Origin of the sequence: Pseudomonas sp. 5C2, from assembly GCF_034314155.1 — a bacterium.
Classification (GTDB): Bacteria; Pseudomonadota; Gammaproteobacteria; order Pseudomonadales; family Pseudomonadaceae; genus Aquipseudomonas.
In genome coordinates, this window is sequence record NZ_JAVIWH010000003.1 from 1,378,160 (window position 1) to 1,401,900 (window position 23,741).

Below are 23,741 nucleotides of genomic sequence, written 5' to 3' on the forward strand. Positions count from 1 at the left end.
TTGCACCCGTGATATTCCTTTCCCTGCTTCTGTTTGCTTCATGCCAGCCGGTTCTGGGCCTATAATGCTCGCCTTTTTCGCCCAATGATTTTGCGGAGTTGGTGATGGCCGAACGTAAGGCGTCCGTCGAGCGCGACACTCTGGAAACCCAGATCAAAGCCTCGATCAACCTGGATGGCACCGGAAAGGCCCGATTCGATATCGGTGTTCCCTTCCTTGAGCACATGCTCGACCAGATCGCCCGACACGGGCTGATCGACCTGGATATCGAATGCAAAGGCGACCTCGCTATTGACGACCACCACACAGTGGAAGACGTCGGTATCACCTTGGGTCAGGCCTTTAGCAAGGCGATTGGCGACAAAAAAGGCATTCGTCGTTACGGCCACGCTTACGTGCCGCTCGATGAAGCACTGTCGCGCGTGGTCATCGACTTCTCCGGCCGCCCTGGCTTGCAAATGCATGTGCCGTATACCCGCGCTACCGTGGGTGGCTTCGATGTGGACTTGTTCCAGGAATTCTTCCAGGGCTTCGTCAATCACGCCAACGTCACTCTGCACATCGACAATCTGCGTGGGCACAACACCCACCACCAGATCGAGACCGTGTTCAAAGCCTTTGGTCGTGCCCTGCGCATGGCGATAGAGCTTGATGACCGTATGGCCGGGCAAATGCCTTCGACCAAGGGCGTGCTCTGATGCAGACGGTCGCGGTTATCGATTACGGCATGGGTAACCTGCACTCGGTTGCCAAGGCACTGGAACACGTCGGCGCCGGCCGGGTACTGATTACCAGCGATGCCACGGTGATTCGCGAAGCCGACCGGGTGGTATTCCCCGGCGTCGGCGCGATCCGCGATTGCATGGCGGAAATTCGTCGCCTGGGCTTCGATGAGCTGGTGCGTGAAGTCAGTCAGGATCGGCCATTCCTCGGCATCTGCGTCGGCATGCAAGCCTTGCTTGATCGCAGCGAAGAGAACGGCGGCGTTGATTGCATCGGTCTGTTTCCAGGTCAGGTGCGTTTCTTCGGCAAGGATCTGCATGAAGACGGCGAGCACCTGAAAGTGCCGCATATGGGCTGGAACGAAGTGTCTCAGTCGGTGAATCATCCGCTGTGGCATGACATCCCGGACCTTGCGCGTTTTTATTTCGTGCACAGCTACTACATCGATGCCGCCAACCAGCGGCAAGTCGTTGGGCGCGGGCACTACGGCGTCGACTTCGCTGCCGCGCTGGCGGACGGTTCGCGCTTTGCCGTGCAGTTCCATCCGGAGAAGAGCCATACCCATGGCCTGCAACTGTTGCAGAACTTCGCCGCATGGGATGGTCGCTGGTAATGAGCAAGAAGACCAAGCCGCCGATCTTGACCCTCACGCCCGAACAGGAGCGTGAGGCGAATCACAAGATCAAGCGCTTCATGGAGGAGCGCTTCGAGCTGGATCTTGGTTCGTTCGAGGCCGGTGAAATCCTCGAACTGTTTACCCGCGAAATTGCTCCGCATTATTACAACAGGGCGATTTTCGATGTGCAGACGCACCTCAAAGAGAGGTTCGAGAGCATCGAAAGCGACGTGTGGGCGCTCGAGAAAAGCTGATTTCCGAGCGATGCTGAACTACTGAATTTGAAGGTTTTCCAGATGCTGATTATCCCCGCTATCGATCTTAAAGACGGTGCCTGTGTGCGTCTGCGCCAAGGCCGCATGGAGGACTCCACCGTGTTCTCCGATGACCCGGTGAGCATGGCTGCCAAGTGGGTGGAAGGTGGCTGCCGTCGTTTGCATCTGGTCGATCTGAACGGTGCGTTCGAAGGCCAGCCAGTCAATGGCGAGGTGGTCACTGCAATCGCTAAGCGCTACCCGCGTTTGCCGATCCAGATTGGCGGCGGTATTCGCTCGCTGGAAACCATCGAGCATTACATCAAGGCTGGCGTCAGCTACGTGATCATCGGCACCAAGGCAGTCAAAGAGCCTGAGTTCGTCGCTGAAGCCTGCCGCGCATTCCCCGGCAAAGTCATCGTCGGTCTGGATGCCAAAGACGGCTTCGTCGCCACCGACGGCTGGGCTGAAATCAGCACCATTCAGGTGATCGATCTGGCCAAGCGCTTTGAAGCGGACGGCGTGGCTGCCATTGTTTATACCGACATCGCCAAAGACGGCATGATGCAGGGCTGCAACGTAACCTTCACGGCGGCGCTGGCTGCGGCGACGCGGATTCCGGTGATCGCTTCGGGCGGTATCCATAATCTGGGCGATATCAAGACTCTGCTCAACGCCAGAGCCCCGGGCATTATCGGTGCGATCACCGGGCGGGCGATCTACGAAGGCACACTCGACGTGGCAGAGGCGCAAGCCTTCTGCGACAGCTACCAAGGCTAAGGAGCAACTCATGGCGCTGGCGAAACGCATCATCCCTTGCCTAGATGTCGACAACGGTCGAGTGGTCAAAGGCGTCAAGTTCGAAAACATCCGCGACGCCGGTGACCCGGTGGAAATTGCCCGTCTTTACGATGAGCAGGGCGCGGACGAAATCACTTTTCTCGATATCACCGCCAGTGTCGACGGGCGTGATACCACGCTACACACCGTCGAACGCATGGCCAGTCAGGTGTTCATCCCGCTGACCGTCGGCGGCGGCGTGCGCACCGTGCAGGACATTCGTAACCTGCTGAATGCCGGTGCGGACAAGGTCTCGATCAACACCGCTGCGGTGTTCAACCCGGATTTCGTCGGTGAAGCGGCCGCACACTTCGGTTCGCAGTGCATCGTGGTTGCCATCGACGCCAAAAAAGTCTCTTTGCCGGGCGAAACGCCGCGCTGGGAAATCTTCACTCACGGCGGGCGCAAGCCGACGGGCCTGGATGCCGTGCTGTGGGCGAAGAAGATGGAAGACCTTGGTGCCGGCGAGATCCTGCTGACCAGCATGGATCAGGACGGTATGAAAAACGGTTTCGACCTGGGTGTGACGCGGGCGATCAGCGACGCGCTGGGTATTCCAGTGATCGCGTCTGGCGGTGTCGGCAATCTGGAGCACTTGGCAGCTGGTGTATTGGACGGGCACGCCAGCGCGGTGTTGGCGGCGAGCATCTTTCACTTCGGTGAATACACTATTCCAGAAGCCAAGGCCTATATGGCCAAGCGTGGCATTGTGGTCCGCTAAGCCCGCCGGCTGATGTCCACTGGACATCAGTCGCGACGCACTGCACTCTGGGCATTGCCATGGATAGGGGTGATGCACGTGTTGAAACGTCTTCTCGTTGCACTCGCAAGTGCGGGTGTTCTGCTGACAGGTCTTGCCCACGGTGAGGCCGCCCCGGCTCAAGGCGCTTCTGGTGGAGATCCCCCCGCCTATTCAGTGGTCTTGCTGACCGAAAATTTTCCGCCTTACAACATGGCGGTCGATGGCAAGAACTTCGCTCCCGAAGACAGGATAAAGGGCATTGCCGCAGAGATCCTGCGCGAAACCTTCAAGCGCGCGGGGGTTGGCTACAGCATGACCCTGCGCTTCCCGTGGGACCGTATCTACAAGCTTGCGATGGTAAAACCCGGTTACGGCGTGTTCGTCACCGCGCGCCTGCCCGAGCGTGAAAAGCTCTTCAAGTGGGTTGGCCCCATCGGCCCGGACGACTGGATCATGCTCGCTCGCGCCGACAGCTCGATTGAGCTGACGACACTGCAGCAAGCGAAGCGGTACCGGATCGGCGCCTACAAGGGCGACGCGATTGCCGAGCAGCTAACCGCTGAGGGCATGAATCCGATCATGGTGTTGCGCGATCAGGACAACGCGAAGAAGCTGGTCGACGGGCAGATCGACCTGTGGGCCACGGGCGATCCTGCGGGTCGTTATCTGGCTCGGGAGGAAGGCGTTATCGGTCTCAAAACCGTGCTGCGCTTCAACAGCGCCGAGTTGTTCCTGGCGCTGAACAAAGACGTCCCCGATGAAATCGTCGCCAAGCTGCAGAAAGCGCTGGATCAAATGCGCGCCGAAGGACGGATTGACGAGATTCTTGGGCGTTACTTGTAACGGCCGCTATCGTGAGGGACTTGGTGCGGTCTCAGCGATAGATCCCATTCTTGCCGTGCGCGGCCATCGCCTGATTGCCACGTACGCTGATCATCCGCCGTAGATCGATCCATTGGATGCCTTGCGCCTTCAGGCGTGGCAGCTCGCGTTCCAGGACGTCGAGAGTCATCGGGTAGGGGTGACCAATCATCACCACTGAACCTTGTTTGTGCGCCAGCTTGATCGCAGCCTCGAACTGAGCGGTGATGGCTGCTGCCGTGCGTTCATCATCGAGAAAAATATCCCGCGAAAGACTGGCCAGACCGATGCGTTGTGCCTCGGCGGCGGCCACGGTGCTGGCGCTGGTGCGGCTGTCGAGCAGAAACAGATGACGGCGTTGCAGTTCAGCCACCAGCCACGTCATGGCCTCTGGCTCGGCGGTCATGCGGCTGCCCATATGGTTGTTGATCCCCACCGCGTAAGGCACGGCAAGGAGCGCCGCGTTCAGGCGCTTTTCCAGCTCGGCAAGCGGGAGTTCGGGATGCCAGGCAAAGGGCCCGGTCGCCGGGTCCATGGGCATATGCAAGATGACCGTTTTGCCCGCGCGATGGGCCTCGCGAGCAAAATCGGCAGCGTGGGGTGTGTCTGGCATCACGGCCAGCGTGACCGGGCCTGGAAGCGTCAGGGCTCGATAGTCGCGGGCCGGGTTTTGCCCGAGGTCATCGATGATCAGGCTGAGGTAGGCAACACGCGGTGGGCCGGTTGTCTTTTCAGGCTCAACCGGCGTTGCATGGGCAACGCCGATCAGGCTGCATGAAAGCGTCAGTAGCAGCCATAAGCGCATGACACTAGTTGCCGCGAGTGACACTCAGGCCCTTAAGCAGGCTCAGTGCCTGGTTCAGCTGGAAGTCATCGTCTTGTGGACGCGCTTTCTTCCCGGCCGATGCCTTGGTGGTCGGTTTGTCCGCGCCGCCATTGCCGTTACCCAAGTGCCCCGCCAGATCGGCTTCCTTGTAGTTCTCGGAATCCACTTCGCTGGTCAATTTGCCACGACGCACTTCGATGTCCGGCAAAATACCCTGAGCCTGAATTGAACGACCATTGGGCGTGTAATACAGCGCGGTGGTGATTTTAATCGCGCGGTCATTGGCCAGCGGCAGAACGGTTTGCACCGAACCTTTACCGAAGCTTTCGGTACCCATCAGTACGGCGCGTTTCTGATCCTGCAAAGCACCCGCAACAATTTCAGCGGCTGAAGCACTGCCCCCGTTGATCAACACCACCAGCGGTACGCCTTCACTGGCGTCGGCCGGGTCGGCGTAGAAGCGCAGTTCGGAGTTGGCGATACGACCCTTGGTGTAAACGATAAGGCCCTTGGTCAAGAACTGGTCGGCCGTTTCAACGGCGGCTTGCAGCACGCCGCCGGGGTTGTTACGCAAGTCAAGGATCAGCCCGCTCATTTTCTTGCCGTTGTCTTTGCGCAGTTTGACCAGCGCCTTGCCGACTTCTTCACCGGTCTTGACTTGGAACTGAGTGATGCGGAGATAGCCATAACCATTTTCCAGCATCTGCGACTTGACGCTCTTGACCTGGATGGTTGCCCGCGCGAGCGTCACGTCGAATGGGGTGCCGCCTTCGCGAATCAGGGTCAGGGTGATTTTTTCACCGATCTTGCCGCGCATCTTGTCGACGGCTTCTTGCATGGTCTGACCACGGGTCGGCGCGCCATTGATCTTGACGATCAGGTCGCCAGCCTCGATGCCAGCCTTGGAGGCGGGCGTGTCGTCGATAGGCGAGACCACTTTGATAAAGCCGTCTTCGATGCCGACTTCGATACCCAACCCGCCGAATTCGCCGCTGGTGCTTTCCTGCAGTTCAAGGAAGTCTTCCGGGCCGAGATAAGCAGAGTGCGGATCAAGGTTGCTGAGCATGCCTTTGATGGCGTTCTCCAGCAGCGTCTTATCGTCTACTGGTTCGACATAGGCGGCTTTGACCCGATCCATGACCTCAGCGAAGGTGCGCAGCTCTTCGAGCGGCAACGGTGCCTTGGCGCCTGCCGAAGTGGCGGCGGCTGCGGGCTTGACGGCCTCGGCGGCTTGCGCCAGAGGAGCACCGATAACGATGGCAATAGCCAGGGCCAGCGAGGTGAGGCGGGACAAATGCAGCATGTCTAACGAACTCCTAAACCTAAAGTAGTGCTTACCCTTGAGCATGGCACCATTGCGCTGGATCACTTGGGCGACCCTGCTGACGAATAGCGAAATACAACGCCGGAGTGTCCTGACCCCCACTGCTGCCCACAGTGGAAATCGCTTCGCCGGCTTTAACAATGTCGCCAGCGTCTTTGAGCAGACTCTGGTTGTGGCCGTACAAACTCAAAAAGCCGTTGCCGTGATCGAGAATGACCAGAAGCCCTGCACCGCGCAACCAGTCGGCGAACACCACACGGCCACCATGCACAGCATGCACCTGGCTGCCCGCAGCGGCGCTGATCATTACGCCATCCCACTTGGTACGAGCGTCATCGCCGCGGGTTTCGCCGAAGCGCGCCAACAGTCGACCATCGACAGGCCATGGAAGTTTGCCGCGTGCCTCGGCAAAAGGTCCGCCATAGGAAACGCCAGCACTGGAAACCAGCACGCCCGGAGCTTTGACCGGGCGTTTTACTGGGGCCTCGTCATCGTCCTCAGCGCTTTTTTTGCTGCTGCTGTTTTTCGCCAGGGCGCGGGCCTGCTCTTCATGTTTGCGCTGTTTTTCTGCTTCCTGCTGAGCGATCAAGGCTTTCTGTCGGGCTTCTTCAGCCTCGCGCGCTTGTCGGGCCAGGGTTTCTTCAATCGTTTTCAGGACATTGGCCAGATCGGCCTGTTCTTGTTGGCGAGTCTGCAGTTTCTGATCGCGGGCTTTCACGTCCTGATTGAGTTTGGCCAGCGCCTGTTGGCGTTCCTGGCGAACTTTGTCCAGTTCTTCGCGCTGACTATCGAGCGTGCTTCTTTGCACCAGTAACTGTGCCTGTTGCAGATCAATGTCTTTTTCGACGCCGGCCAGCTGGCGCAGGGTTTCATTGAAACCGTGCAGTTGAGCCAGGCGCGCCTGGCTCAAGTAATCGTAGTAGGTCAGGGTGCGCGCGAATTTTTCCGGGTTCTGCTGATTGAGCAGCAGTTTGAGGTATTCCTCACGGCCACTTTGATAAGCAGCCCGGGCCTGGATCGCGATCAATCGTTGTTGTTCAACGCGTGCGCTTTGGAGTTTTTTTTTCTCTTGGTCGAGCCGTTGCAGCTCGCTTTCAGTCTTTTTTTGTTCTTTTTGCAGGGCCTCCACCTGCTTTTCCAGCTTGCCCATCTCGGTTTCTGTACCGCGCAGATCTTTCTGCACGCCGGATTTTTCCTGCTGCAATTCACCGAGGCGCTTTTTCAGCTCGGTAACATCCTTGCGTGCAGCATCCAGCTGTTGTTGGGTTTGCGCGCGCTCATCGGCAAACGCCGGATTGAGCAAACACGTGAGAGCAAGGACGATCAGGGCGCGAAGCATGGGGCGGGCGACACCAAGGAAAGAGGATGAACAAAGCCTAGTATGCCCGCCGCGAGCCGCAAAAAAAACGCCTCAAGACGACTGCTTTGAGGCGTTTCGGACAATTAACCGGCGCGATGGTTTTTAAACGTGCCGGTTTAGAGCCTTTTTGTGCTGTTTATCGGGGAACAAGGATCGAATGACCGGTCATCTCTTCCGGTTTTTCCAGGCCCATCAACTGCAACAGAGTCGGCGCGACATCGGCCAGAACCCCGCCGTCACGCACTTTAAAGTCGCGTTTGCCCACATAAATGAACGGCACGGGTTCGGTGGTATGAGCGGTGTGCGCTTGACCTGTGGATTCGTCCGACATTTGTTCGACGTTGCCGTGATCAGCGGTAATCAATGCTTCACCCCCGACCTTCTCCAGCGCGGTCACGATCCGGCCAACGCACACGTCTAGGCATTCCACGGCCTTGATCGCCGCGGCCATGATCCCGCTATGGCCGACCATGTCGCCGTTGGCGTAGTTGACCACGATCACGTCGAAGCGCTGGTTTTCGATAGCCTCGACGATCCTGTCGGTGACTTCCGGTGCGCTCATTTCTGGCTGCAAGTCATACGTGGCAACCTGTGGTGACGGGATCAGGATGCGCTCTTCGCCAGGAAACGGTTCTTCGCGGCCGCCCGAGAAGAAGAAGGTGACGTGGGCGTATTTCTCGGTTTCGGCAATACGTAGCTGGGTTTTGCCGTTTTTTGCCAGGTATTCGCCCAGCACGTTATTCAGGCTGCCGGGTGCAAAGGCTGAGGGCGCCGGAATATTCGCTGCGTATTGGGTCAGCATGACGAAGTCAGCTAGTTTCGGTTGGCGGGCCCGCTCGAAGTCCTTGAAGTCATCTTCGACGAAGACCCGGGTCAGTTCACGGGCGCGGTCGGAGCGGAAGTTCATGAAAATCACGGCGTCGCCGTCTTCGACCCTGACCTGCTCGCCAATGCGGGTGGCCTTGACGAACTCATCGTTTTCGCCACGCTCGTATGCGGCTTCAAGCCCAGCCTGGCTGTTCGCGGCCTGGAATTCGGATTGGCCGTCGACGATCAGGTTGTAGGCGGAGGCTACGCGGTCCCAGCGATTGTCGCGGTCCATGGCGAAGTAGCGGCCAATGATCGTAGCGATGCGGCCTTTGCCCAGGCGGGTGAAGGTTGAATCCAGTAGCTCCAGCGATGACGTGGCGCTACGCGGTGGCGTGTCGCGACCGTCGAGGAAGGCGTGCAGGTAGATTTTTTCAGCGCCGCGCTGGGCCGCCAATTCGGCCATGGCAACCAGATGGTCCTGATGGCTGTGTACGCCGCCGTCGGACAGCAGGCCCAGGATGTGCACGGCTTTGCCCGCGCTGACGGCTTTGTCCACCGCGCCACAAAGGGTCGGGTTCTCGAAAAACTCGCCGTCGCGGATCGCTTTGGTTACGCGAGTGAAGTCCTGATACACCACTCGGCCAGCGCCGAGGTTCATGTGCCCGACTTCAGAGTTGCCCATCTGGCCGTCCGGCAGGCCGACATCCATCCCGGAGCCTGAAATCAAGCCATGGGGCTGGGTGGCGTACAAGTGGTCCATAACCGGCATCTTCGCCGCATAGATGGCGTTGCCCTCGTGACTCTCGCTGTGACCGAAGCCGTCCAGGATGATCAGGACCAAAGGTTTTGGTGTGGCAGTCATAAGAACCCACTCGTGGCTAGTGAAGTAACTTGAAAAAGATCGGCATTTTAAGGACAAGTTCAAACGGCGTCACTGCTTTACGGGCTTTGGCCGACCTTGGGTGCTGTGTATACTGGCCGACATTTTAACGCCCTGGAACCTACTGATGGTTGCTCACCTGATTGAATTTGCCACTAACCACTATTTGCTCGCTGGCGCTTTCGTCGTTCTGTTGGCTCTGCTGATTGCATACGAGCTGAGCAAAGGCGGCCGCAGCCTCAGTACCCGTGAGCTGACGTCGCTGGTCAACAGCGATCAGGGCGTGGTTATCGATGTGCGTAACGCCAAGGATTTCGCGGCAGGCCATATCGTCGGCGCACTGAACTTCCCGCAGGACAAGGTGATCGCTCGTATCGCCGAGCTGGAAAAACACAAGGCCAAGACCCTGATCATTGTTGATGCCATGGGCCAGCACGCTGGCGCCACTGCGCGTGAATTGCTCAAGTCCGGCTTCACCGCAGCCAAGCTGTCGGGTGGCATTTCCTCCTGGCGCGCCGATAATCTTCCTTTGGTGAAATAAAATGGCTGACGTCATCGTCTATTCAAGCGACTGGTGCCCTTACTGTATGCGCGCCAAGCAGTTGCTGCAGAGCAAAGGGGTGGCCTTCGAAGAAATCAAAGTCGATGGCCAGCCTCAAGTTCGTGCCGACATGACCAAGAAAGCCGGGCGCACGTCAGTCCCGCAAATCTGGATTGGCGCCTTGCATGTGGGCGGTTGCGATGACCTGTTTGCCCTGGAGCGCGCCGGTAAGCTGGATGCGCTGCTTCAGGCTTGAATCCGAAACCCTACAAGACCTTAAAAGTAAGAAGGATCTAAGATGACTGACCAACCGACCAACGGCGGTGTAGCAACCGAAGATGAAGCACCGCAGTTTTCCCTGCAGCGCATCTATGTTCGTGACTTGTCGTTCGAAGCCCCAAAAAGCCCGGCGATTTTTCGCAAGGAATGGACTCCAAGCGTCAGCCTGGATCTGAACACCCGTCAAAACGCTCTGGAAGGCGACTTCCATGAAGTGGTCCTGACGCTGTCGGTCACCGTTAATAACGGCGACGAAGTAGCCTTCATCGTTGAAGTGCAGCAGGCCGGGATCTTCCTGATCAAGGGTCTGGACGCAGCCGCCATGAGCCACACGCTCGGCGCGTTCTGCCCGAACATCCTGTTCCCGTATGCTCGCGAAACGATCGACAGCCTTGTCGTGCGTGGTTCGTTCCCTGCGCTGATGCTGGCGCCGGTCAACTTCGACGCGTTGTACGCGCAAGAGCTGGCTCGTATGCAAGAGTCGGGTGAAGGCCAGACTGTGCAATAAGCGACACGCTGGGATTGAAAAAAGCGCCTCTCGGGGCGCTTTTTTATGGCGCGTACTTAGGCGAAATCCAGCTGACGCCAGGCTTCATACACGGCTACGGCTACGGTGTTGGACAGGTTCAGGCTGCGGCAGCCTTCACGCATAGGCAGGCGCAGGCGGTGATCGCTCGGCAGGGCGTCGAGTATGTCCGCTGGCAGGCCACGGCTTTCCGGGCCGAAAAGAAAGGCGTCGCCTTTTTCGAAGGCCGCCTGGTGGAAAGGCCGTGAGCCTTTTGTGGTAAAAGCAAACAGCCGTGGGTGCCCGAGGCTTTCCAGGCAGCTGGGCAGGTCGGGATGGCGATGCAGAGTGGCGTACTCGTGATAATCGAGTCCGGCCCGGCGCAGGCGCTTGTCGTCGAGTTCGAAGCCCAACGGCTCGATCAAATGCAGGGTGCAGCCACTATTGGCGCACAGCCTGATGATGTTGCCGGTATTCGGCGGAATTTCTGGTTGAAAAAGGATGACGTGAAACATGCACGGCTCCGAACTGAAAGACGGGCTGCATTCTACTCCTGAAGAGGACCCGCGACCGAAGCTCTGGCCGCGAGTTCTTGGTTCTATGGCAATTGTCGGGGTCATGGTGGGTCTGATGATCGGCCGTTTGACCGCTCCCGACCCGCTGGAGCTGCAACAAATCGAGGCGCTGCCCAACGGGCTGGCAGTGTGGTTCAACCACGAGCCGCAAGTGCATGGCGAGGAGATTGAAGGCGCGGTGGCATTGCTGTTCAACGTGCACGGGGTGGCGCAGCGCGGAGCGTTCAAGCTAAACGGGAAGGATGTTCGCTGGAGGGTACAACGCAGTGACAAGGGGTTGTTGCTTAACCTGATGGCGGCCCGTCCATTGCACGGCGACTGGCGCGGTGCAAAGGTGGACGGGCGCTGGAGACTGGAGATTAGCCTCCGGGAGGAATAAAAGAGGGGAATCCCCGGCCTGCCTGTACCAAGGTCCCCAAAACTGGTGTTACTTAACCTATTGCAGGTGGCGTGCCAGTTTGAGTGGAAATGCTTATTTTCGTTGCTCAGGCCTTTAAAAGCGGGCTTTTCGCGATTTTCGAATGAAGGTACGAAACGTTTCGGTCGGTTTCTTGATCCGTATTCCTGCACATAATGTGCGCACCCAGGCACGCCAGGTTCCCAAAGTGATGCATTTCTCGCCCTTCGCGAATGACATCACGCAGTATTCCTGCCTTAAACGGTTTATCCCCTATGGGGTGATGATCCCGTGAGCTAGTCAGTGGGTCTGGCCGTGCCATGGCACCAGTTTACGTTGCAGGGCGCGTAGACCCATTTCCATGGCGAAAGCGATCAGCGCGATCACCAGAATGCCCAGCACCACGACGTCGGTGACCAAAAACTGCGCCGCCGACTGGACCATAAAGCCCAGGCCACTGGTGGCGGCGATCAGTTCAGCAGCAACCAGCGTTGACCAGCCCACTCCCAGACCGATGCGCACGCCAGTCAAGATGTCCGGCAGGGCGCTGGGCAGGATCACATGACGAATCAGCTGCCAGCGCGTTGCACCCAGCGATTGCGCGGCGCGGATTTTTGCCGGGTCTACGGTGCGCACACCGGTAGCGGTGGAGATCGCAATCGGCGCAAAAATCGCAAGGTAGATCAGCAGCACTTTGGACAGCTCGCCAATGCCGCACCAAATCACGATCAATGGCAGGTACGCCAGCGGTGGAATGGGCCGGTAGAACTCGATAAGCGGATCGAAGATGCCCCGGGCGATCCGGTTATGACCGATCGCGATGCCGATTGGAATGGCCGTCAGCACAGCGAAACCCAGACCCAGGCCGATACGTTGCAGGCTGGCGCCTAGATGCTGCCAGAGCGTGGAATCCATATAGCCCTTGGTTGCCAGCAGCCAGCCTTTTTCCAGCACCGCCGCCGGTGGCGGTAGGAACAGGGGTTCAATCCATTCGGCCGCCGTGACTGCCCACCAGATGGCCAGCAGGGTCACCAGAGTCAGAACGCTGATCCATCGGGTGCTCAGGCTGCGGCGCAGGGGTACGAGGGTGGACGGGCTATTGCTGGCCTTCACGGTGACCGGTAATTCGTAGCTGCTCATGCGCGCTGCTCCCATGTCGGGATACTGCGTTGAGAAAAGACCCTGGACAGGACGTGCTCGCGGGTCTCGATAAATCGCGGGTCGGATTTGAGTGCGCGCGCCGATTCGCCCGCCGCGTAACGCTGACCGAAGTCCAGTTGCAGACGCTCGACGATCTGCCCCGGATGGGGGGCCAGCAGGATCAAATCGGTGGCGAGAAATACCGCTTCTTCAATGTCATGCGTGATCAGGAACACCGGTTTGGCGGTGCGTTGCCAGACGTGCAGGAGCAACTCCTGCATCTGCTCGCGGGTAAACGCATCAAGGGCGCCGAAGGGTTCATCCATCAGCAATACTCGCGGGTCGGCGGCCAAGGCTCGGGCCAGGCCGACGCGTTGTTTTTGCCCGCCGGACAGCTGCCAGACACGCCGCTGTTCGAACCCGGCGAGATCCACCAGCGCCAGCATTTCCCGCGCTTTGGATTCACGTTGGGTGCGTGGTACTCCCGCCAGTTGCAGACCGAAGGCAACGTTGGCCAGAACATCCTGCCAAGGCAGCAGGGCATCGTCCTGAAACACCACGCCGCGCTCGGCACTTGGGCCTTTGACGGCAACGCCATCAAGGGTAATGCGCCCGGCGCTGGGCTCGACGAAACCAGCGATCAAATTCAACAGCGAAGTCTTGCCACTGCCGGACGGACCGAGTGCGACCAGCAACTGCTGCGGGCCCAGGCTCAGGGAAATATCCGCCAGTACCGGCTCGACTGCGCCGGGGTACTGTGCGCTGATGCGCTCCAGCTGTAATAAGGCCATGACAAGAACCCCTGACTGATTATTGAGTGATGAACTTGGCGCTTACGTAGGGGGAATAATCGGCCAGTACTGCATCGACCTTGCCTTGCTCCTTGAGGAACGCAGCCGTCTTGATCACCGCGTCGATGGTCGGTGCGCCCAGCGCGACAACCTGATCGGCCGCCAGCGGGTACGCATTGCCTTGCAGCAGCACGGGAATGTCAGCAGGTTTTGCACCTGACAATTTCACCAGCTTGTCGACATTGCCGCTGTTGGCGAGCCAGGCGGTCGGGTCTTTGCGGTAGTCGGCGTAGGCGTCGAGGGTGACCTTGGCGAATGCGCTGACGATTTCCGGGTGCTTGGCGGCGAAGTCTTTGCGCACGATCCACGCATCGAACGTCGGGGCGCCGAGCTTGGCCAGGTCGCCAGAAGTGATCAGCACTTTGCCGGTTTCTTTGGCAACACCCAGCGCCGGGTCCCAAACGTAGGTGGCGTCAATGTCGCCGCGCTTCCAGGCGGCCGCTATCGCAGGTGGAGCAAGGTTGAGGATCTGCACTTTGGACGGGTCGATATTCCAGTGTTTCAACGCCGCCAGCAGGCTGTAGTGGCCGGTGGAAACGAACGGTACAGCGACTTTTTTGCCGATCAGGTCCTGGGGCGAATTGATGCCCGAACCGTTGCGCACGACCAGCGCTTCCGAGGCGCCAATCTGGGTAGCGATCAAAAATGTTTCGATCGGTAATTTACGTGTAGCCGCAGCGGTCAGCGGACTTGAGCCGAGGTAACCGATCTGTACGTCGCCCGAGGCGATGGCGGTGATGACGTCGGCACCGTTGTCGAATTTGCGCCAGTCGACCTTGGCGTGGGTGGCCTTTTCATAAGCCCCGTCGGCCTGCGCAACTTTGGCCGGGTCGACGGTGGTTTGGTACGCGACGGTAAAATCTGCGGCGTGCGCGAGAAGAGTTGTGGTAACCAGGGATAGGGCCGCCAACACGCGTAAGGGGGTGTGTAGTTTCATTTGAAAGCTCCAGATCAGGCGGTCGAGGTTCGGCTGAAATAGAGACTAAATGATCTAAGAAACATTAAGTAAATAACTTATTGGTATTAGCTTATGAGGGGAATTGCTCTGGGAGCGATGGCTGAGTGGCCAATTGTCATCGTCCAGTCATAAAAGTGTGACTATATGTGTGGCCGGTATCGACGACGGGTAGGGAAGCAAAAACGCCTTATCCTTTAGTATTACTGGGCGATTACGTGACCGGTCGGTCTGAACGTCGGCAATTTGGTGGGAGAAAATAGACTCCCTGCTGAAAAACGCGCCGAAATATTTTTGGGAATTAAGTCATGAGGTCGATACACTCCGGCTCGACGAACAGAAACAGTTTGTCACTTATAACTCGATGATCTAAAAAATATTAAGTAATACCTTTTAGGTTGAGGAATTTTTGATTACCGTGCAGCGACCCGCACGCGCGGTCTAATCAATTAGTCTCGAAGCGACCAGTAACCATTGACTCAACAGGTCGGGTCTAGCGCTAATCGCGCATCTGCGGGCTTGAGCTTTTGCCTCAAGACCCGTGGAAATACAAAAATTAGATACACGAGGAGCGAAACAATGAACAAGTCCACCTTGGCTTTGGCCATCGCAGTAGGGGTTTTGGCCCAACAAGCCGGTGCTGCTGGTTTCATCGAAGACAGCAAGCTGAACCTGAGTTCCCGTACATTTTTCTTCGACAATGACAACCATTCCGGCAAAGCAGATCAGCGCGAAACGGCTGAGGTTCTGAAACTCGATTACCTTTCCGGTTTCACCCAAGGCGTCATTGGCGTCGGTGTTGACGCACAGCTGATTTACGGGCTGCACCTTGATGGTGGCCGTGGTAACCATCCAGATCCAAACACATTCTGGCCAAGCGATCACGACAACTCTGCCGTACATGACCTTGCTCGTGGCGACGCGAACGTCAAGTTCCGTTACTCCAAAACAGAATTGCACGTGGGTGGCGCCTTGGCCCCACAACTGCCGATTCTGACGGCTAACGACAGCCGCACCATGCCGGCGAACTACGACGGTGGCATCATCACCTCCAAAGACCTCGACAACGTAACATTTGTCGGTGGTCAACTGGAGCACTCCACCGGCCGTGCAACCACCAACAGCACTGGCCTGTCGGTTAACGGCGCCACGATGGACAGCAACCAGTTCCGTTTCGCCGGTGCTGACTGGAAGGTTACTAAAGACCTGACCTTGCAGTACTACTACGCGAATCTGGAAGACTTCTACAAACAGCACTTCCTCGGCTTGGTACACGTTCTGCCAATCGGCGACAATCAGTCGTTCAAAACCGATGTGCGCTATTTCAACAGCAGTTCCGATGGCAAGAGCAGCGCCGGTGATGCTGGGTACGCGTTCAACAACAACGGTGGTTACGCCAAGAAACCAGGAGAGGTTGATAACACCACCTGGAGTGCGATGTTCACCTACCAACTGGGTGGCAACTCGTTCTTGCTGGGTCACCAGCGTGTCAGCAACGACGGCGGTTTCGTCTACCTGAACCAGGGTAATGTCACTACAAATGGTAAGGCATCTGGTGCAAACGAAGGCAACGGCGGCCCGAGCTTCTACCTGTTCACTGACTCCATGATCAATGGTTTCGTTCGTGCCGGTGAGAACACCACGTTCGGTAAGTACACCTATGACTTCGCAGGGCTTGGCGTTCCGGGCCTGAAAGCCTCGATCGCTTACTTGAGTGGCGATAACATCAAAGACAAGACTCTCGCGGGTGTAGATCACTCCGAGTGGGAACGTGACATGCGTGTGGATTACGTGATCCAGACCGGTTACCTCAAAGGCTTCGGCACCACCCTGAGCAACGGCGCTTACCGTGGCGACGGTACTGGTATTGATTCCCAAAACCAGACTCGTCTGATCTTCAACTACACCTACTCTTTCCTGTAAGTGTATTGAGTACAAGAAGCCCCGCTTGCGGGGCTTTTTGTTGTCTGGGTTTTCATGGTCCAGACGGTGCAACACTATTTGCTATCAGCTGAATTCAATTGGCCAGGACTTTCGGCCAATCGTTCGCGTTGATAAAACCGAGCAAATGGGGTTGCTGTTGATCATCAACCGTGATGAACAGCGACGATCCGTAGTCGGGCGTCGGTGAGTCACGAAACTTCATGGTTTTCGCCAGCGCGTTCATGCATTCGCTGTGGGTCACCAGAACAAGATTGCGGTTCTTCGCTTTGTGTTGAAGCGAGTCGCTGAGCATGTTTTGCCGACAATTGGACAGCCACTCCTGACCCGCGCCCGTGTAGTTGAACATGAAGGCTGCGGTTTGTGCCGTTCGGGTCATAGGGCTGCTGTAAATGTCGGCCTTCCCCAGACCAAGCGTTTGAAAATGTTGCCCTACGGCTTCGGCGACACTTTTGCCCGGCAGGGTGATGCCGTCTGCGGGGCCCAGGCAAGGCGCAGAGGAGTGATCGCAGCGCTCGACGTGGCGCACGAGGACGATCATGTCACCTTGAGCCCAGCGTGATTTGAAGTCGGTGATCGTGACGTTGTTGCCTTTTGCAAGGTCAGGAACCGCAGCGGGTTTCAACAGGAAAAATGTCACGCTTGCCAAAGCGGCTACACAGACTAACGCGGCCAGTTTTGTTTTGTTTTTTGCGAAGTTACTTGGATGGAACAAACGTCGGGTTCCGCTCAGCAAAGTCTGTACTCCATGTTTAAACCGCTCCCACGGCAATTCTCAGCGTTGTAACGCGTCATCAGATAAACAACAAAATACGTTCCAGCGGGTGAAGGTTCTGAACCCGACGCCCAATAGCACCAGTAGGAGGTTAGTGTGCAGGTCCATACGTCAATGAACGGTGAAATAGGCGTGAAAATTTAACTGTTCCGGGCGTCCTGGGTGAGAGCCTTGCTGAGTTGAACGGGGCAGAGGAAGGCAGTGAGGTTCTTTAGATTCAAAATGAATAAACAAATTAAAATTCATTCTTTTTTATTTCTTTTGGATCGGTGCAAAGTAGGGCGCTTCATAGTCAACCAGGAGCCGCACCATGAGCCTACGACTCGGCGATATCGCCCCCGACTTCGAGCAGGAATCAAGTGAGGGGAAAATCCATTTCCATGAGTGGCTTGGGAGCAGCTGGGGTGTATTGTTTTCCCACCCGGCCGACTTCACGCCGGTGTGCACCACTGAGCTGGGTTTTACGGCCAAGCTCAAGGATGAATTTGCCAAACGCGGGGTTAAAGCGATTGCGCTGTCGGTGGATTCGGTCGATTCCCACATCAAGTGGATTGACGACATCAATACCACCCAGAACACGATCGTTAATTTCCCTATCCTGGCCGACGCCGACCACAAGGTGTCGGACCTGTACGACCTGATCCACCCCAATGCCAGCGACACCCTGACGGTGCGTTCGCTATTCGTGATCGATCCGAACAAAAAAATTCGCCTGACCATCACCTACCCAGCCAGCACCGGGCGTAATTTCCATGAAATTCTGCGGGTCATCGACTCGCTGCAACTGACCGATAACTACAAGGTCGCAACGCCGGCCAATTGGCAGGACGGGGATGACGTGGTCATCGTGCCGTCGATCAAGGACGAAGACGAAATCAAGAAACGCTTCCCCAAAGGCTATAAGGCCGTCACGCCTTACTTGCGTCTGACGCCGCAACCTAACCGATAAGCCTCGCTGTCTGGTGAGGTTGTTTTTTGTTGAAAAGAGGGCCGTTGAATCGGCCCTTTTTTTCATCTGCGATTTGGAGGCCTGCTAATTTCATGCGCTTAAATTGCATATGCAATTTAAGAATAAACAAATGAAAAAATAAGATTTATAGATATAAAAAACACCTGTTAATGTCTGTTCACTTAGCGAAATCGCTAACCCCACCTTACTCACCCGCCAACGGGCAAGCAGGTGCAACTTCATAGCTACAGCAAAGGAGAGCGCCATGCGCACTGTCATTTTGCGTCGAAGCTTGGTCGCTCTGTTTGCTGCGGCTGTCACCTTCGGCGCTATTACTCAAGCTCAGGCAGAAACCCTGCGCATCGGTTATCAGAAGTACGGCACGTTGGTTTTGTTGAGGGCCAAAGGCACGCTGGAGAAGCGCCTCGCCGAGCAAAACGTGCAAGTGCAATGGACCGAGTTTCCGGGTGGTCCGCAGTTGCTGGAAGGGCTGAACGTGGGTTCCATCGATTTTGGCGTGACCGGCGAAACACCGCCCGTGTTCGCTCAAGCGGCCGGTGCCGACCTGCTGTATGTCGCGTATGAGCCGCCGGCCCCGACCAGTGAAGCGATTCTGGTCCCCAAAGATTCACCGATCACGTCGATAAAGGACCTCAAAGGCAAAAAAGTCGTACTGAATAAAGGCTCCAACGTGCATTACCTGCTGGTGCGTGCGCTTGAAGATGCTGGTCTGAAGTACAGCGATATCCAGACCGTATTCTTGCCGCCGGCCGATGCGCGTGCCGCTTTCGAGCGCGGCAGTGTGGATGCCTGGGTTATCTGGGACCCCTACCAAGCGGCCGCCGAGCAACAACTGCAAGCGCGCACTCTGCGTGACGGCACCGGCATCGTCGACAACCATCAGTTTTATCTGGCAACCAAGCCGTACGCTGAAAAACATCCGCAAGTGATTCAGGCATTGGTCGAGGAAGTTCGCGCCGTCGGCGAGTGGTCCAAGGCCAACCCCGATGAAGTGACCCAACAGGTCGCGCCATTGCTCGGCCTGACGCCGGACATCACCCGCACCGCCGTCAAACGCCAAGGTTACGGGGCACTGTTCATCAGCCCAGACGTGGTCGCGGCGCAGCAGAAAATCGCTGACACCTTTTACCAGCTCAAGTTGATTCCCAAGCCGCTGAGCATCAAAGACGTGATCTGGACGCCCCCGGCCAAAGTAGCCACGGCTCAGTAATCAACAGGCCCCTAGAGGAGACAACTCCATGAGCCTCAGTGCTTCGCAAAAAATCATTCACAGGCTGGCGCCTTGGGCACTTCCAGTCTTGTTGTTGGCGGTCTGGCAACTCTCGGTCAGCGCGGGCTGGCTTTCGACTCGCATCCTGCCGGCGCCGAGCGCCGTCATCGAAGCGAGCATAAGCCTGGTGCGCAGCGGCGAAATCTGGAAGCACCTGGCAATCAGTGGCTGGCGTGCCGGGATCGGATTCGCCATTGGCGGTGGTCTCGGCCTGGCGCTGGGCTTTATCACAGGCCTGTCGAAATGGGGTGAACGCCTGCTCGACAGCTCGGTGCAGATGATTCGCAACGTGCCGCATCTGGCGCTTATTCCGTTGGTGATCCTGTGGTTTGGCATTGATGAGTCTGCGAAGATTTTTCTGGTGGCGTTGGGCACCGTGTTTCCGATTTACCTGAACACCTATCACGGGATTCGCAACGTTGATCCGGCGCTGGTGGAAATGGCACGCAGCTATGGCCTGTCCGGTTTCGCATTGTTCCGGCAGGTGATTTTACCGGGCGCATTGCCCTCGATTCTGGTGGGGGTGCGCTTCGCTCTGGGCTTTATGTGGTTGACCCTGATCGTGGCTGAAACCATTTCCGCCAGTTCAGGAATCGGTTACCTGGCAATGAATGCCCGGGAGTTTCTGCAGACCGATGTGGTGGTCCTGGCGATTCTTCTTTACGCGGTGCTCGGCAAGCTGGCGGACCTTGCGGCGCGCAGTCTGGAGCGTGTCTGGCTGCGCTGGCATCCGGCGTATCAAACGGTAAAAGGCGGTGCGGTATGAGCAGTCTTAAGCAGCAACAGCCGCCCCACCTGCTGCGCGGTATTCCGCTGGCGGTACGCAAGCTGCGCAAAACCTTCGGTCAGCGCAAGGTGCTTCGCGATATCGATCTGCATATCCCGGCGGGGCAATTCGTCGCGGTGGTTGGTCGTAGCGGTTGTGGCAAAAGCACCCTGCTTCGCTTGTTGGCCGGTCTTGATAAACCGACTGGCGGTGAACTGCTGGCGGGGTCAGCACCGCTCAGTGATGCGCTGGAAGATACCCGTTTGATGTTTCAGGAAGCGCGGTTGCTGCCCTGGAAAAAAGTTATCGATAACGTGGGTCTTGGCTTACAGGGCAACTGGCGCCCACACGCTTTGGACGCATTGGATGCTGTGGGCCTGGCGGAGCGCGCCGATGAATGGCCGGCAGCCTTGTCCGGCGGGCAAAAGCAGCGCGTGGCCCTGGCTCGGGCATTGATTCACCAACCGCGACTGCTGCTGCTCGATGAGCCCCTAGGTGCGCTGGATGCACTGACCCGTATCGAGATGCAGCAACTGATCGAACGCCTTTGGCAACAGCATGGCTTCACCGTGTTGCTGGTCACCCATGATGTCAGCGAAGCCGTGGCGATTGCTGATCGGGTGATCCTGATTGAAGAGGGCCAGGTCGGCCTCGACGTGATGATAGACCTGCCTCGTCCAAGGGTACGTGGCTCTCATCGCCTGGCGGCGCTGGAAACCCAAGTACTGAACCGGGTGCTGCAGATACCCGGCTCGCCGCCTGAACCGGAGCCCGTATCACCGTTGCCCACGCAGTTGCGTTGGGCCCAATAACCGAACCGTACCGATACCGTTTGAACCCCCAACTCTTACAGGAAATACATCATGACTATTAAAGCTATCAACGTTCGTAACCAGTTCAAAGGCACCATCAAAGAAATCCTCGAAGGCCCGGTGTTGTCGGAAATCGACGTACAAACAGCGTCAGGTGTCGTCACTTCCGTGATCACTACCCGCTCGGTCAAAGAGTTGGAGCTGGTGGTTGGCAGCGAAGTGATCGCCTTCGTCAAATCCACTGAGGTATCGATCGCCAAGCTGTGATCGATGCGTTGCAGACAACCCCGGACGGCCAAAGCCCTTCGGGGTTTTTTATGTGAAAAACGCAATCCATGTAAGCGCCCTTGCCCCGTCTTATCGCGGGCAAGCGCGCTCCTACAGGGGGGCGATGTGTTTCTTGGGCAGATACGGCGGTAAATACAATCCAAGATACGCATCGAACACCCGCATGCCTTCTTCGGCCAGGCGCGGGGTGATCTGGTCGTGGAGCTGCACCGAACGGGCGTAAACCCGGTCGCCGAGTTCCATCGCCAACGCAAACACGTCGACATCGTCCGGCAGGGCAGGGAGCTGGAAGTGCCTGGCGAACAGCGCGTGCATCAGATTGCCGAGCTCGATATCGTGCTGCCGGTCGGCCTGGGTGACTTCGGTCAGGCCGTGTTGTGCGAGGATCAGTTGGCGGGCGGCGGCATCGGCGCTGTAGATACTTAACATCCGTTGTTCGACCAGTCGTGATAGGTCGCGCCAGCTCGTCAGCTGTTCGTGTTCTATGGGCGCTTGCAGGCAGGCGCGAAAGGCAGCGTGGACGTCTGCGGTCAAGGCTTCGAGCAGGGCCGGGACGCCGGCAAAGAAGTGATAAACCGAAGACGGTGGTATTTGCGCACGTTCGGCAACGCTGTAGATCGACAGACTGGCCACCCCTTCGGCGGCAAGCAGCGTGCGGGCGGCATCGAGAATCGAGTCGATCCGGGCCTGGCTGCGTGCGCGGGGTTTACGGGGCGCGGCGAGTCGCGTCATGGGTGATTTCCTGTTTTGGGCAGTGGGCATTGTACGGGTTGCAGTGCAGCGGCCACAAAAAAACGCCGCCAACCTTGCGGCCGACGGCGTTCTTTTTATTGCACAGCGTTAGACGGTGTGCAGGTACCAGTTGTATTCGAGGTCGGAGATAGAGTGTTCGAACTCTTCCAGCTCACTTTCCTTACAGGCGACGAAGATATCGATGTATTTCGGGTCGATATAGCGCGCCATGATTTCACTGTCGTCCAGCTCGCGCAGGGCATCACGCAAGTTGTTGGGCAGGCTTTGTTCGTTCTGCTCGTAGGAGTTGCCTTCTACGGGGGCGCCTGGCTCGATCTTGTTGGTCAAGCCGTGGTGCACGCCCGCCAGCACAGAGGCCAGCAGCAAGTACGGGTTGGCATCGGCACCGGCTACGCGGTGTTCGATACGCACGGCATCGGGAGCGTCGGTCGGAACGCGCAACGCGACCGTCCGGTTGTCCAGGCCCCAGCACGGCGAGTTCGGCACGTAGAACTGTGCGCCGAAACGACGATAGGAGTTAACGTTCGGGCACAAGAACGCCATTGATGCCGGTAGGGTCTCGAGCACACCGCCGATCGCGTGACGTAATGCGGCGTTCTGCTCGGGATCCTCACTGGTGAAGATGTTTTTACCATCGCGATCAAGGATCGAGATGTGGACGTGAAGACCGTTACCCGCCTGACCCGGATAGGGTTTGGCCATAAAGGTCGAATCCATTTCGTGGTCGTAAGCGATGTTCTTGATCAGGCGCTTGAGCAGTACCGCGTAGTCGCATGCCTTGATCGGGTCGGCAACGTGGTGCAGGTTCACTTCGAACTGCGCCGGGGCACTTTCCTTGACGATGGCGTCAGCCGGGATGCCTTGTTCCTTGGCACCTTCCAGAACGTCCTGGAGGCAGTCGACGTATTCGTCCAGGTCATCGATCAGGTAAACCTGAGTCGAGTGAGGGCGTTTGCCGGAAATCGGCGAGCGCGGAGGTTGTGGGCGACCGTTCACGTTCTCCTGATCGATCAGGTAGAACTCAAGTTCGAATGCGGCGCAGATAGTCAGGCCCATTTCGTCGAACTTGCTGACGACCTGACGCAGTACTTCGCGGGGGTCGGCAAAGAAGGGTTCGCCTTCGATTTCGTGCATGGTCATCAGCAGTTGCGCGGTTGGGCGCTTTTGCCACGGCTCATTGCACAGGGTGCCCGGGATCGGATAACAGATTCGGTCAGCATCACCGATATCCAGACCCAGACCGGTGCTTTCCACCGTTGAGCCATTGATATCCAAGGCAAATAAAGAGGCAGGCAAGTTAATGCCTTTCTCGTAAACCTTATGGAGGCTGGTGCGTTCTATGCGCTTACCACGCACCACACCATTCATATCTGCAATCAGAAGGTCAACGTACAGAACCTCAGGATGTTCCTTAAGGAACGCGTTCGCTTCGTTAAGCTGAACGGCACGCGGGGGTACCGACATGATGCAACACCTTTGTTGTTAAAAATATCAATCATCGAGCTTCGTGGGATTCAGTCAATCCGAAAGCCATCATGAAGTCAATAGAGCTCTTTTTTGCACTCAAAAAGCGCTCAGAGGCCGTTTTTGCCGCAAATTAGGGCAAGTATTGCGTTTTGACAGCCTTGGAATCTGCGGGCTTGAGCGGGCTGTGTTCTATTTTTTACGGGGGTGTTGTGAAAAAAAA

The 23,741-nt window shown here is 57.4% G+C and carries 27 protein-coding genes; 16 read left to right on the top strand and 11 right to left on the bottom strand.

Annotation, left to right across the window (positions count from 1 at the left end; translation table 11 throughout):
* The first annotated feature begins 104 nt into the window (after positions 1 to 104).
* The 6 genes from hisB to RGU44_RS21170 all read left to right on the top strand — a co-directional run bounded on the left by hisB (position 105) and on the right by RGU44_RS21170 (position 4,018).
* The gene (hisB, locus tag RGU44_RS21145) at positions 105 to 698 is read left to right on the top strand and encodes an imidazoleglycerol-phosphate dehydratase HisB (protein WP_219063669.1); all 594 of its coding nucleotides are present in this window, start codon (positions 105 to 107) and stop codon (positions 696 to 698) included.
* Positions 698 to 1,336 (top strand): imidazole glycerol phosphate synthase subunit HisH, encoded by a 639-nt coding sequence (hisH, locus tag RGU44_RS21150; protein WP_322177360.1) that lies wholly within the window; start codon positions 698 to 700, stop codon positions 1,334 to 1,336. The genes hisB and hisH overlap by 1 nt, the downstream gene beginning before the upstream one ends.
* Complete coding sequence (locus tag RGU44_RS21155; protein WP_322277863.1) at positions 1,336 to 1,593, top strand: DUF2164 domain-containing protein; 258 nt, start codon at positions 1,336 to 1,338, stop codon at positions 1,591 to 1,593. The genes hisH and RGU44_RS21155 overlap by 1 nt, the downstream gene beginning before the upstream one ends.
* Positions 1,594 to 1,635: 42 nt before the next feature.
* Complete coding sequence (gene hisA, locus RGU44_RS21160; protein WP_322177362.1) at positions 1,636 to 2,373, top strand: 1-(5-phosphoribosyl)-5-[(5-phosphoribosylamino)methylideneamino]imidazole-4-carboxamide isomerase; 738 nt, start codon at positions 1,636 to 1,638, stop codon at positions 2,371 to 2,373.
* 10 nt (positions 2,374 to 2,383) lie between these two features.
* Positions 2,384 to 3,154, top strand: a complete 771-nt coding sequence (gene hisF / locus RGU44_RS21165; RefSeq protein WP_322177363.1) for an imidazole glycerol phosphate synthase subunit HisF — start codon at positions 2,384 to 2,386, stop codon at positions 3,152 to 3,154.
* Positions 3,155 to 3,232: 78 nt separating this feature from the next.
* The gene (locus RGU44_RS21170; RefSeq protein WP_322182982.1) at positions 3,233 to 4,018 is read left to right on the top strand and encodes an ABC transporter substrate-binding protein; all 786 of its coding nucleotides are present in this window, start codon (positions 3,233 to 3,235) and stop codon (positions 4,016 to 4,018) included.
* 31 nt (positions 4,019 to 4,049) lie between these two features.
* Here RGU44_RS21170 and RGU44_RS21175 read toward each other — a convergent pair whose 3' ends face one another.
* The 4 genes from RGU44_RS21175 to gpmI form a co-directional block, all read right to left on the bottom strand.
* Positions 4,050 to 4,841, bottom strand: a complete 792-nt coding sequence (locus tag RGU44_RS21175) for a divergent polysaccharide deacetylase family protein (RefSeq protein ID WP_322177364.1) — start codon at positions 4,839 to 4,841, stop codon at positions 4,050 to 4,052.
* 4 nt (positions 4,842 to 4,845) lie between these two features.
* Positions 4,846 to 6,165, bottom strand: coding sequence for a S41 family peptidase (locus RGU44_RS21180; protein ID WP_322177365.1), 1,320 nt, complete (start codon positions 6,163 to 6,165; stop codon positions 4,846 to 4,848).
* A 31-nt stretch (positions 6,166 to 6,196) separates the two neighbouring features.
* On the bottom strand, positions 6,197 to 7,525 hold the full coding sequence (locus RGU44_RS21185; protein ID WP_322277865.1) for a murein hydrolase activator EnvC: 1,329 nt from the start codon (positions 7,523 to 7,525) through the stop codon (positions 6,197 to 6,199).
* 157 nt (positions 7,526 to 7,682) lie between these two features.
* Entirely contained in the window at positions 7,683 to 9,218 is a 1,536-nt protein-coding gene (gpmI, locus tag RGU44_RS21190; protein ID WP_322277866.1) for a 2,3-bisphosphoglycerate-independent phosphoglycerate mutase, read from the bottom strand.
* 145 nt (positions 9,219 to 9,363) lie between these two features.
* On the opposite strand from gpmI, the gene RGU44_RS21195 reads away from it, so the two are divergent.
* From RGU44_RS21195 to secB, 3 genes are read left to right on the top strand one after another with little or no spacing between them, the layout of a single operon-like run.
* The gene (locus RGU44_RS21195) at positions 9,364 to 9,777 is read left to right on the top strand and encodes a rhodanese-like domain-containing protein (RefSeq protein ID WP_322177368.1); all 414 of its coding nucleotides are present in this window, start codon (positions 9,364 to 9,366) and stop codon (positions 9,775 to 9,777) included.
* Position 9,778: 1 nt separating this feature from the next.
* Positions 9,779 to 10,033: a glutaredoxin 3 gene (grxC, locus tag RGU44_RS21200; protein ID WP_322177369.1), complete on the top strand. Its 255-nt coding sequence runs from the start codon at positions 9,779 to 9,781 to the stop codon at positions 10,031 to 10,033.
* A 42-nt stretch (positions 10,034 to 10,075) separates the two neighbouring features.
* Positions 10,076 to 10,564 carry a protein-export chaperone SecB gene (secB, locus tag RGU44_RS21205; protein WP_322177370.1) on the top strand — a complete coding sequence of 163 codons (489 nt, stop codon included), beginning with the start codon at positions 10,076 to 10,078 and terminating at the stop codon, positions 10,562 to 10,564.
* Positions 10,565 to 10,620: 56 nt separating this feature from the next.
* Here the strand turns inward: secB and trmL are convergent, their stop codons facing one another.
* Positions 10,621 to 11,076 carry a tRNA (uridine(34)/cytosine(34)/5-carboxymethylaminomethyluridine(34)-2'-O)-methyltransferase TrmL gene (gene trmL, locus RGU44_RS21210; RefSeq protein ID WP_322277867.1) on the bottom strand — a complete coding sequence of 152 codons (456 nt, stop codon included), beginning with the start codon at positions 11,074 to 11,076 and terminating at the stop codon, positions 10,621 to 10,623.
* Here trmL and RGU44_RS21215 point away from each other — a divergent pair.
* Positions 11,075 to 11,515 (top strand): hypothetical protein, encoded by a 441-nt coding sequence (locus RGU44_RS21215; protein ID WP_322177372.1) that lies wholly within the window; start codon positions 11,075 to 11,077, stop codon positions 11,513 to 11,515. The genes trmL and RGU44_RS21215 overlap by 2 nt on opposite strands.
* A gap of 318 nt (positions 11,516 to 11,833) precedes the next feature.
* Here RGU44_RS21215 and tauC read toward each other — a convergent pair whose 3' ends face one another.
* From tauC to tauA, 3 genes are read right to left on the bottom strand one after another with little or no spacing between them, the layout of a single operon-like run.
* Positions 11,834 to 12,673 (bottom strand): taurine ABC transporter permease TauC, encoded by an 840-nt coding sequence (gene tauC, locus RGU44_RS21220; protein ID WP_322177373.1) that lies wholly within the window; start codon positions 12,671 to 12,673, stop codon positions 11,834 to 11,836.
* Positions 12,670 to 13,464 (bottom strand): taurine ABC transporter ATP-binding subunit, encoded by a 795-nt coding sequence (tauB, locus tag RGU44_RS21225; protein WP_322277869.1) that lies wholly within the window; start codon positions 13,462 to 13,464, stop codon positions 12,670 to 12,672. The genes tauC and tauB overlap by 4 nt, the downstream gene beginning before the upstream one ends.
* Before the next feature lie 19 nt (positions 13,465 to 13,483).
* Positions 13,484 to 14,461, bottom strand: a complete 978-nt coding sequence (gene tauA, locus RGU44_RS21230; RefSeq protein ID WP_322277870.1) for a taurine ABC transporter substrate-binding protein — start codon at positions 14,459 to 14,461, stop codon at positions 13,484 to 13,486.
* A 597-nt stretch (positions 14,462 to 15,058) separates the two neighbouring features.
* On the opposite strand from tauA, the gene RGU44_RS21235 reads away from it, so the two are divergent.
* On the top strand, positions 15,059 to 16,402 hold the full coding sequence (locus tag RGU44_RS21235; protein ID WP_322177376.1) for an OprD family outer membrane porin: 1,344 nt from the start codon (positions 15,059 to 15,061) through the stop codon (positions 16,400 to 16,402).
* 94 nt (positions 16,403 to 16,496) lie between these two features.
* Here RGU44_RS21235 and RGU44_RS21240 read toward each other — a convergent pair whose 3' ends face one another.
* The gene (locus RGU44_RS21240; protein ID WP_322277871.1) at positions 16,497 to 17,156 is read right to left on the bottom strand and encodes a histidine phosphatase family protein; all 660 of its coding nucleotides are present in this window, start codon (positions 17,154 to 17,156) and stop codon (positions 16,497 to 16,499) included.
* 349 nt (positions 17,157 to 17,505) lie between these two features.
* Between RGU44_RS21240 and RGU44_RS21245 the strand changes: the two genes are divergently transcribed.
* The 5 genes from RGU44_RS21245 to RGU44_RS21265 all read left to right on the top strand — a co-directional run bounded on the left by RGU44_RS21245 (position 17,506) and on the right by RGU44_RS21265 (position 21,280).
* A complete protein-coding gene (locus RGU44_RS21245) occupies positions 17,506 to 18,144 on the top strand; it encodes a peroxiredoxin (protein ID WP_322177378.1) in 639 nt (212 codons plus the stop codon).
* A gap of 265 nt (positions 18,145 to 18,409) precedes the next feature.
* The gene (locus RGU44_RS21250; protein WP_322177379.1) at positions 18,410 to 19,375 is read left to right on the top strand and encodes a sulfonate ABC transporter substrate-binding protein; all 966 of its coding nucleotides are present in this window, start codon (positions 18,410 to 18,412) and stop codon (positions 19,373 to 19,375) included.
* A gap of 28 nt (positions 19,376 to 19,403) precedes the next feature.
* Positions 19,404 to 20,201, top strand: a complete 798-nt coding sequence (gene ssuC / locus RGU44_RS21255; protein ID WP_322277873.1) for an aliphatic sulfonate ABC transporter permease SsuC — start codon at positions 19,404 to 19,406, stop codon at positions 20,199 to 20,201.
* Positions 20,198 to 21,013 (top strand): aliphatic sulfonates ABC transporter ATP-binding protein, encoded by an 816-nt coding sequence (gene ssuB / locus RGU44_RS21260; protein WP_322277874.1) that lies wholly within the window; start codon positions 20,198 to 20,200, stop codon positions 21,011 to 21,013. Before ssuC ends, ssuB begins: the two co-directional genes overlap by 4 nt.
* Before the next feature lie 51 nt (positions 21,014 to 21,064).
* Positions 21,065 to 21,280, top strand: coding sequence for a TOBE domain-containing protein (locus tag RGU44_RS21265; RefSeq protein ID WP_219063645.1), 216 nt, complete (start codon positions 21,065 to 21,067; stop codon positions 21,278 to 21,280).
* A 111-nt stretch (positions 21,281 to 21,391) separates the two neighbouring features.
* On the opposite strand, the gene RGU44_RS21270 is transcribed toward RGU44_RS21265, so the two are convergent.
* Complete coding sequence (locus tag RGU44_RS21270) at positions 21,392 to 22,033, bottom strand: TetR/AcrR family transcriptional regulator (protein ID WP_322177382.1); 642 nt, start codon at positions 22,031 to 22,033, stop codon at positions 21,392 to 21,394.
* A 108-nt stretch (positions 22,034 to 22,141) separates the two neighbouring features.
* Entirely contained in the window at positions 22,142 to 23,518 is a 1,377-nt protein-coding gene (locus tag RGU44_RS21275) for a glutamine synthetase family protein (protein ID WP_322177383.1), read from the bottom strand.
* Positions 23,519 to 23,741: the final 223 nt, after the last annotated feature.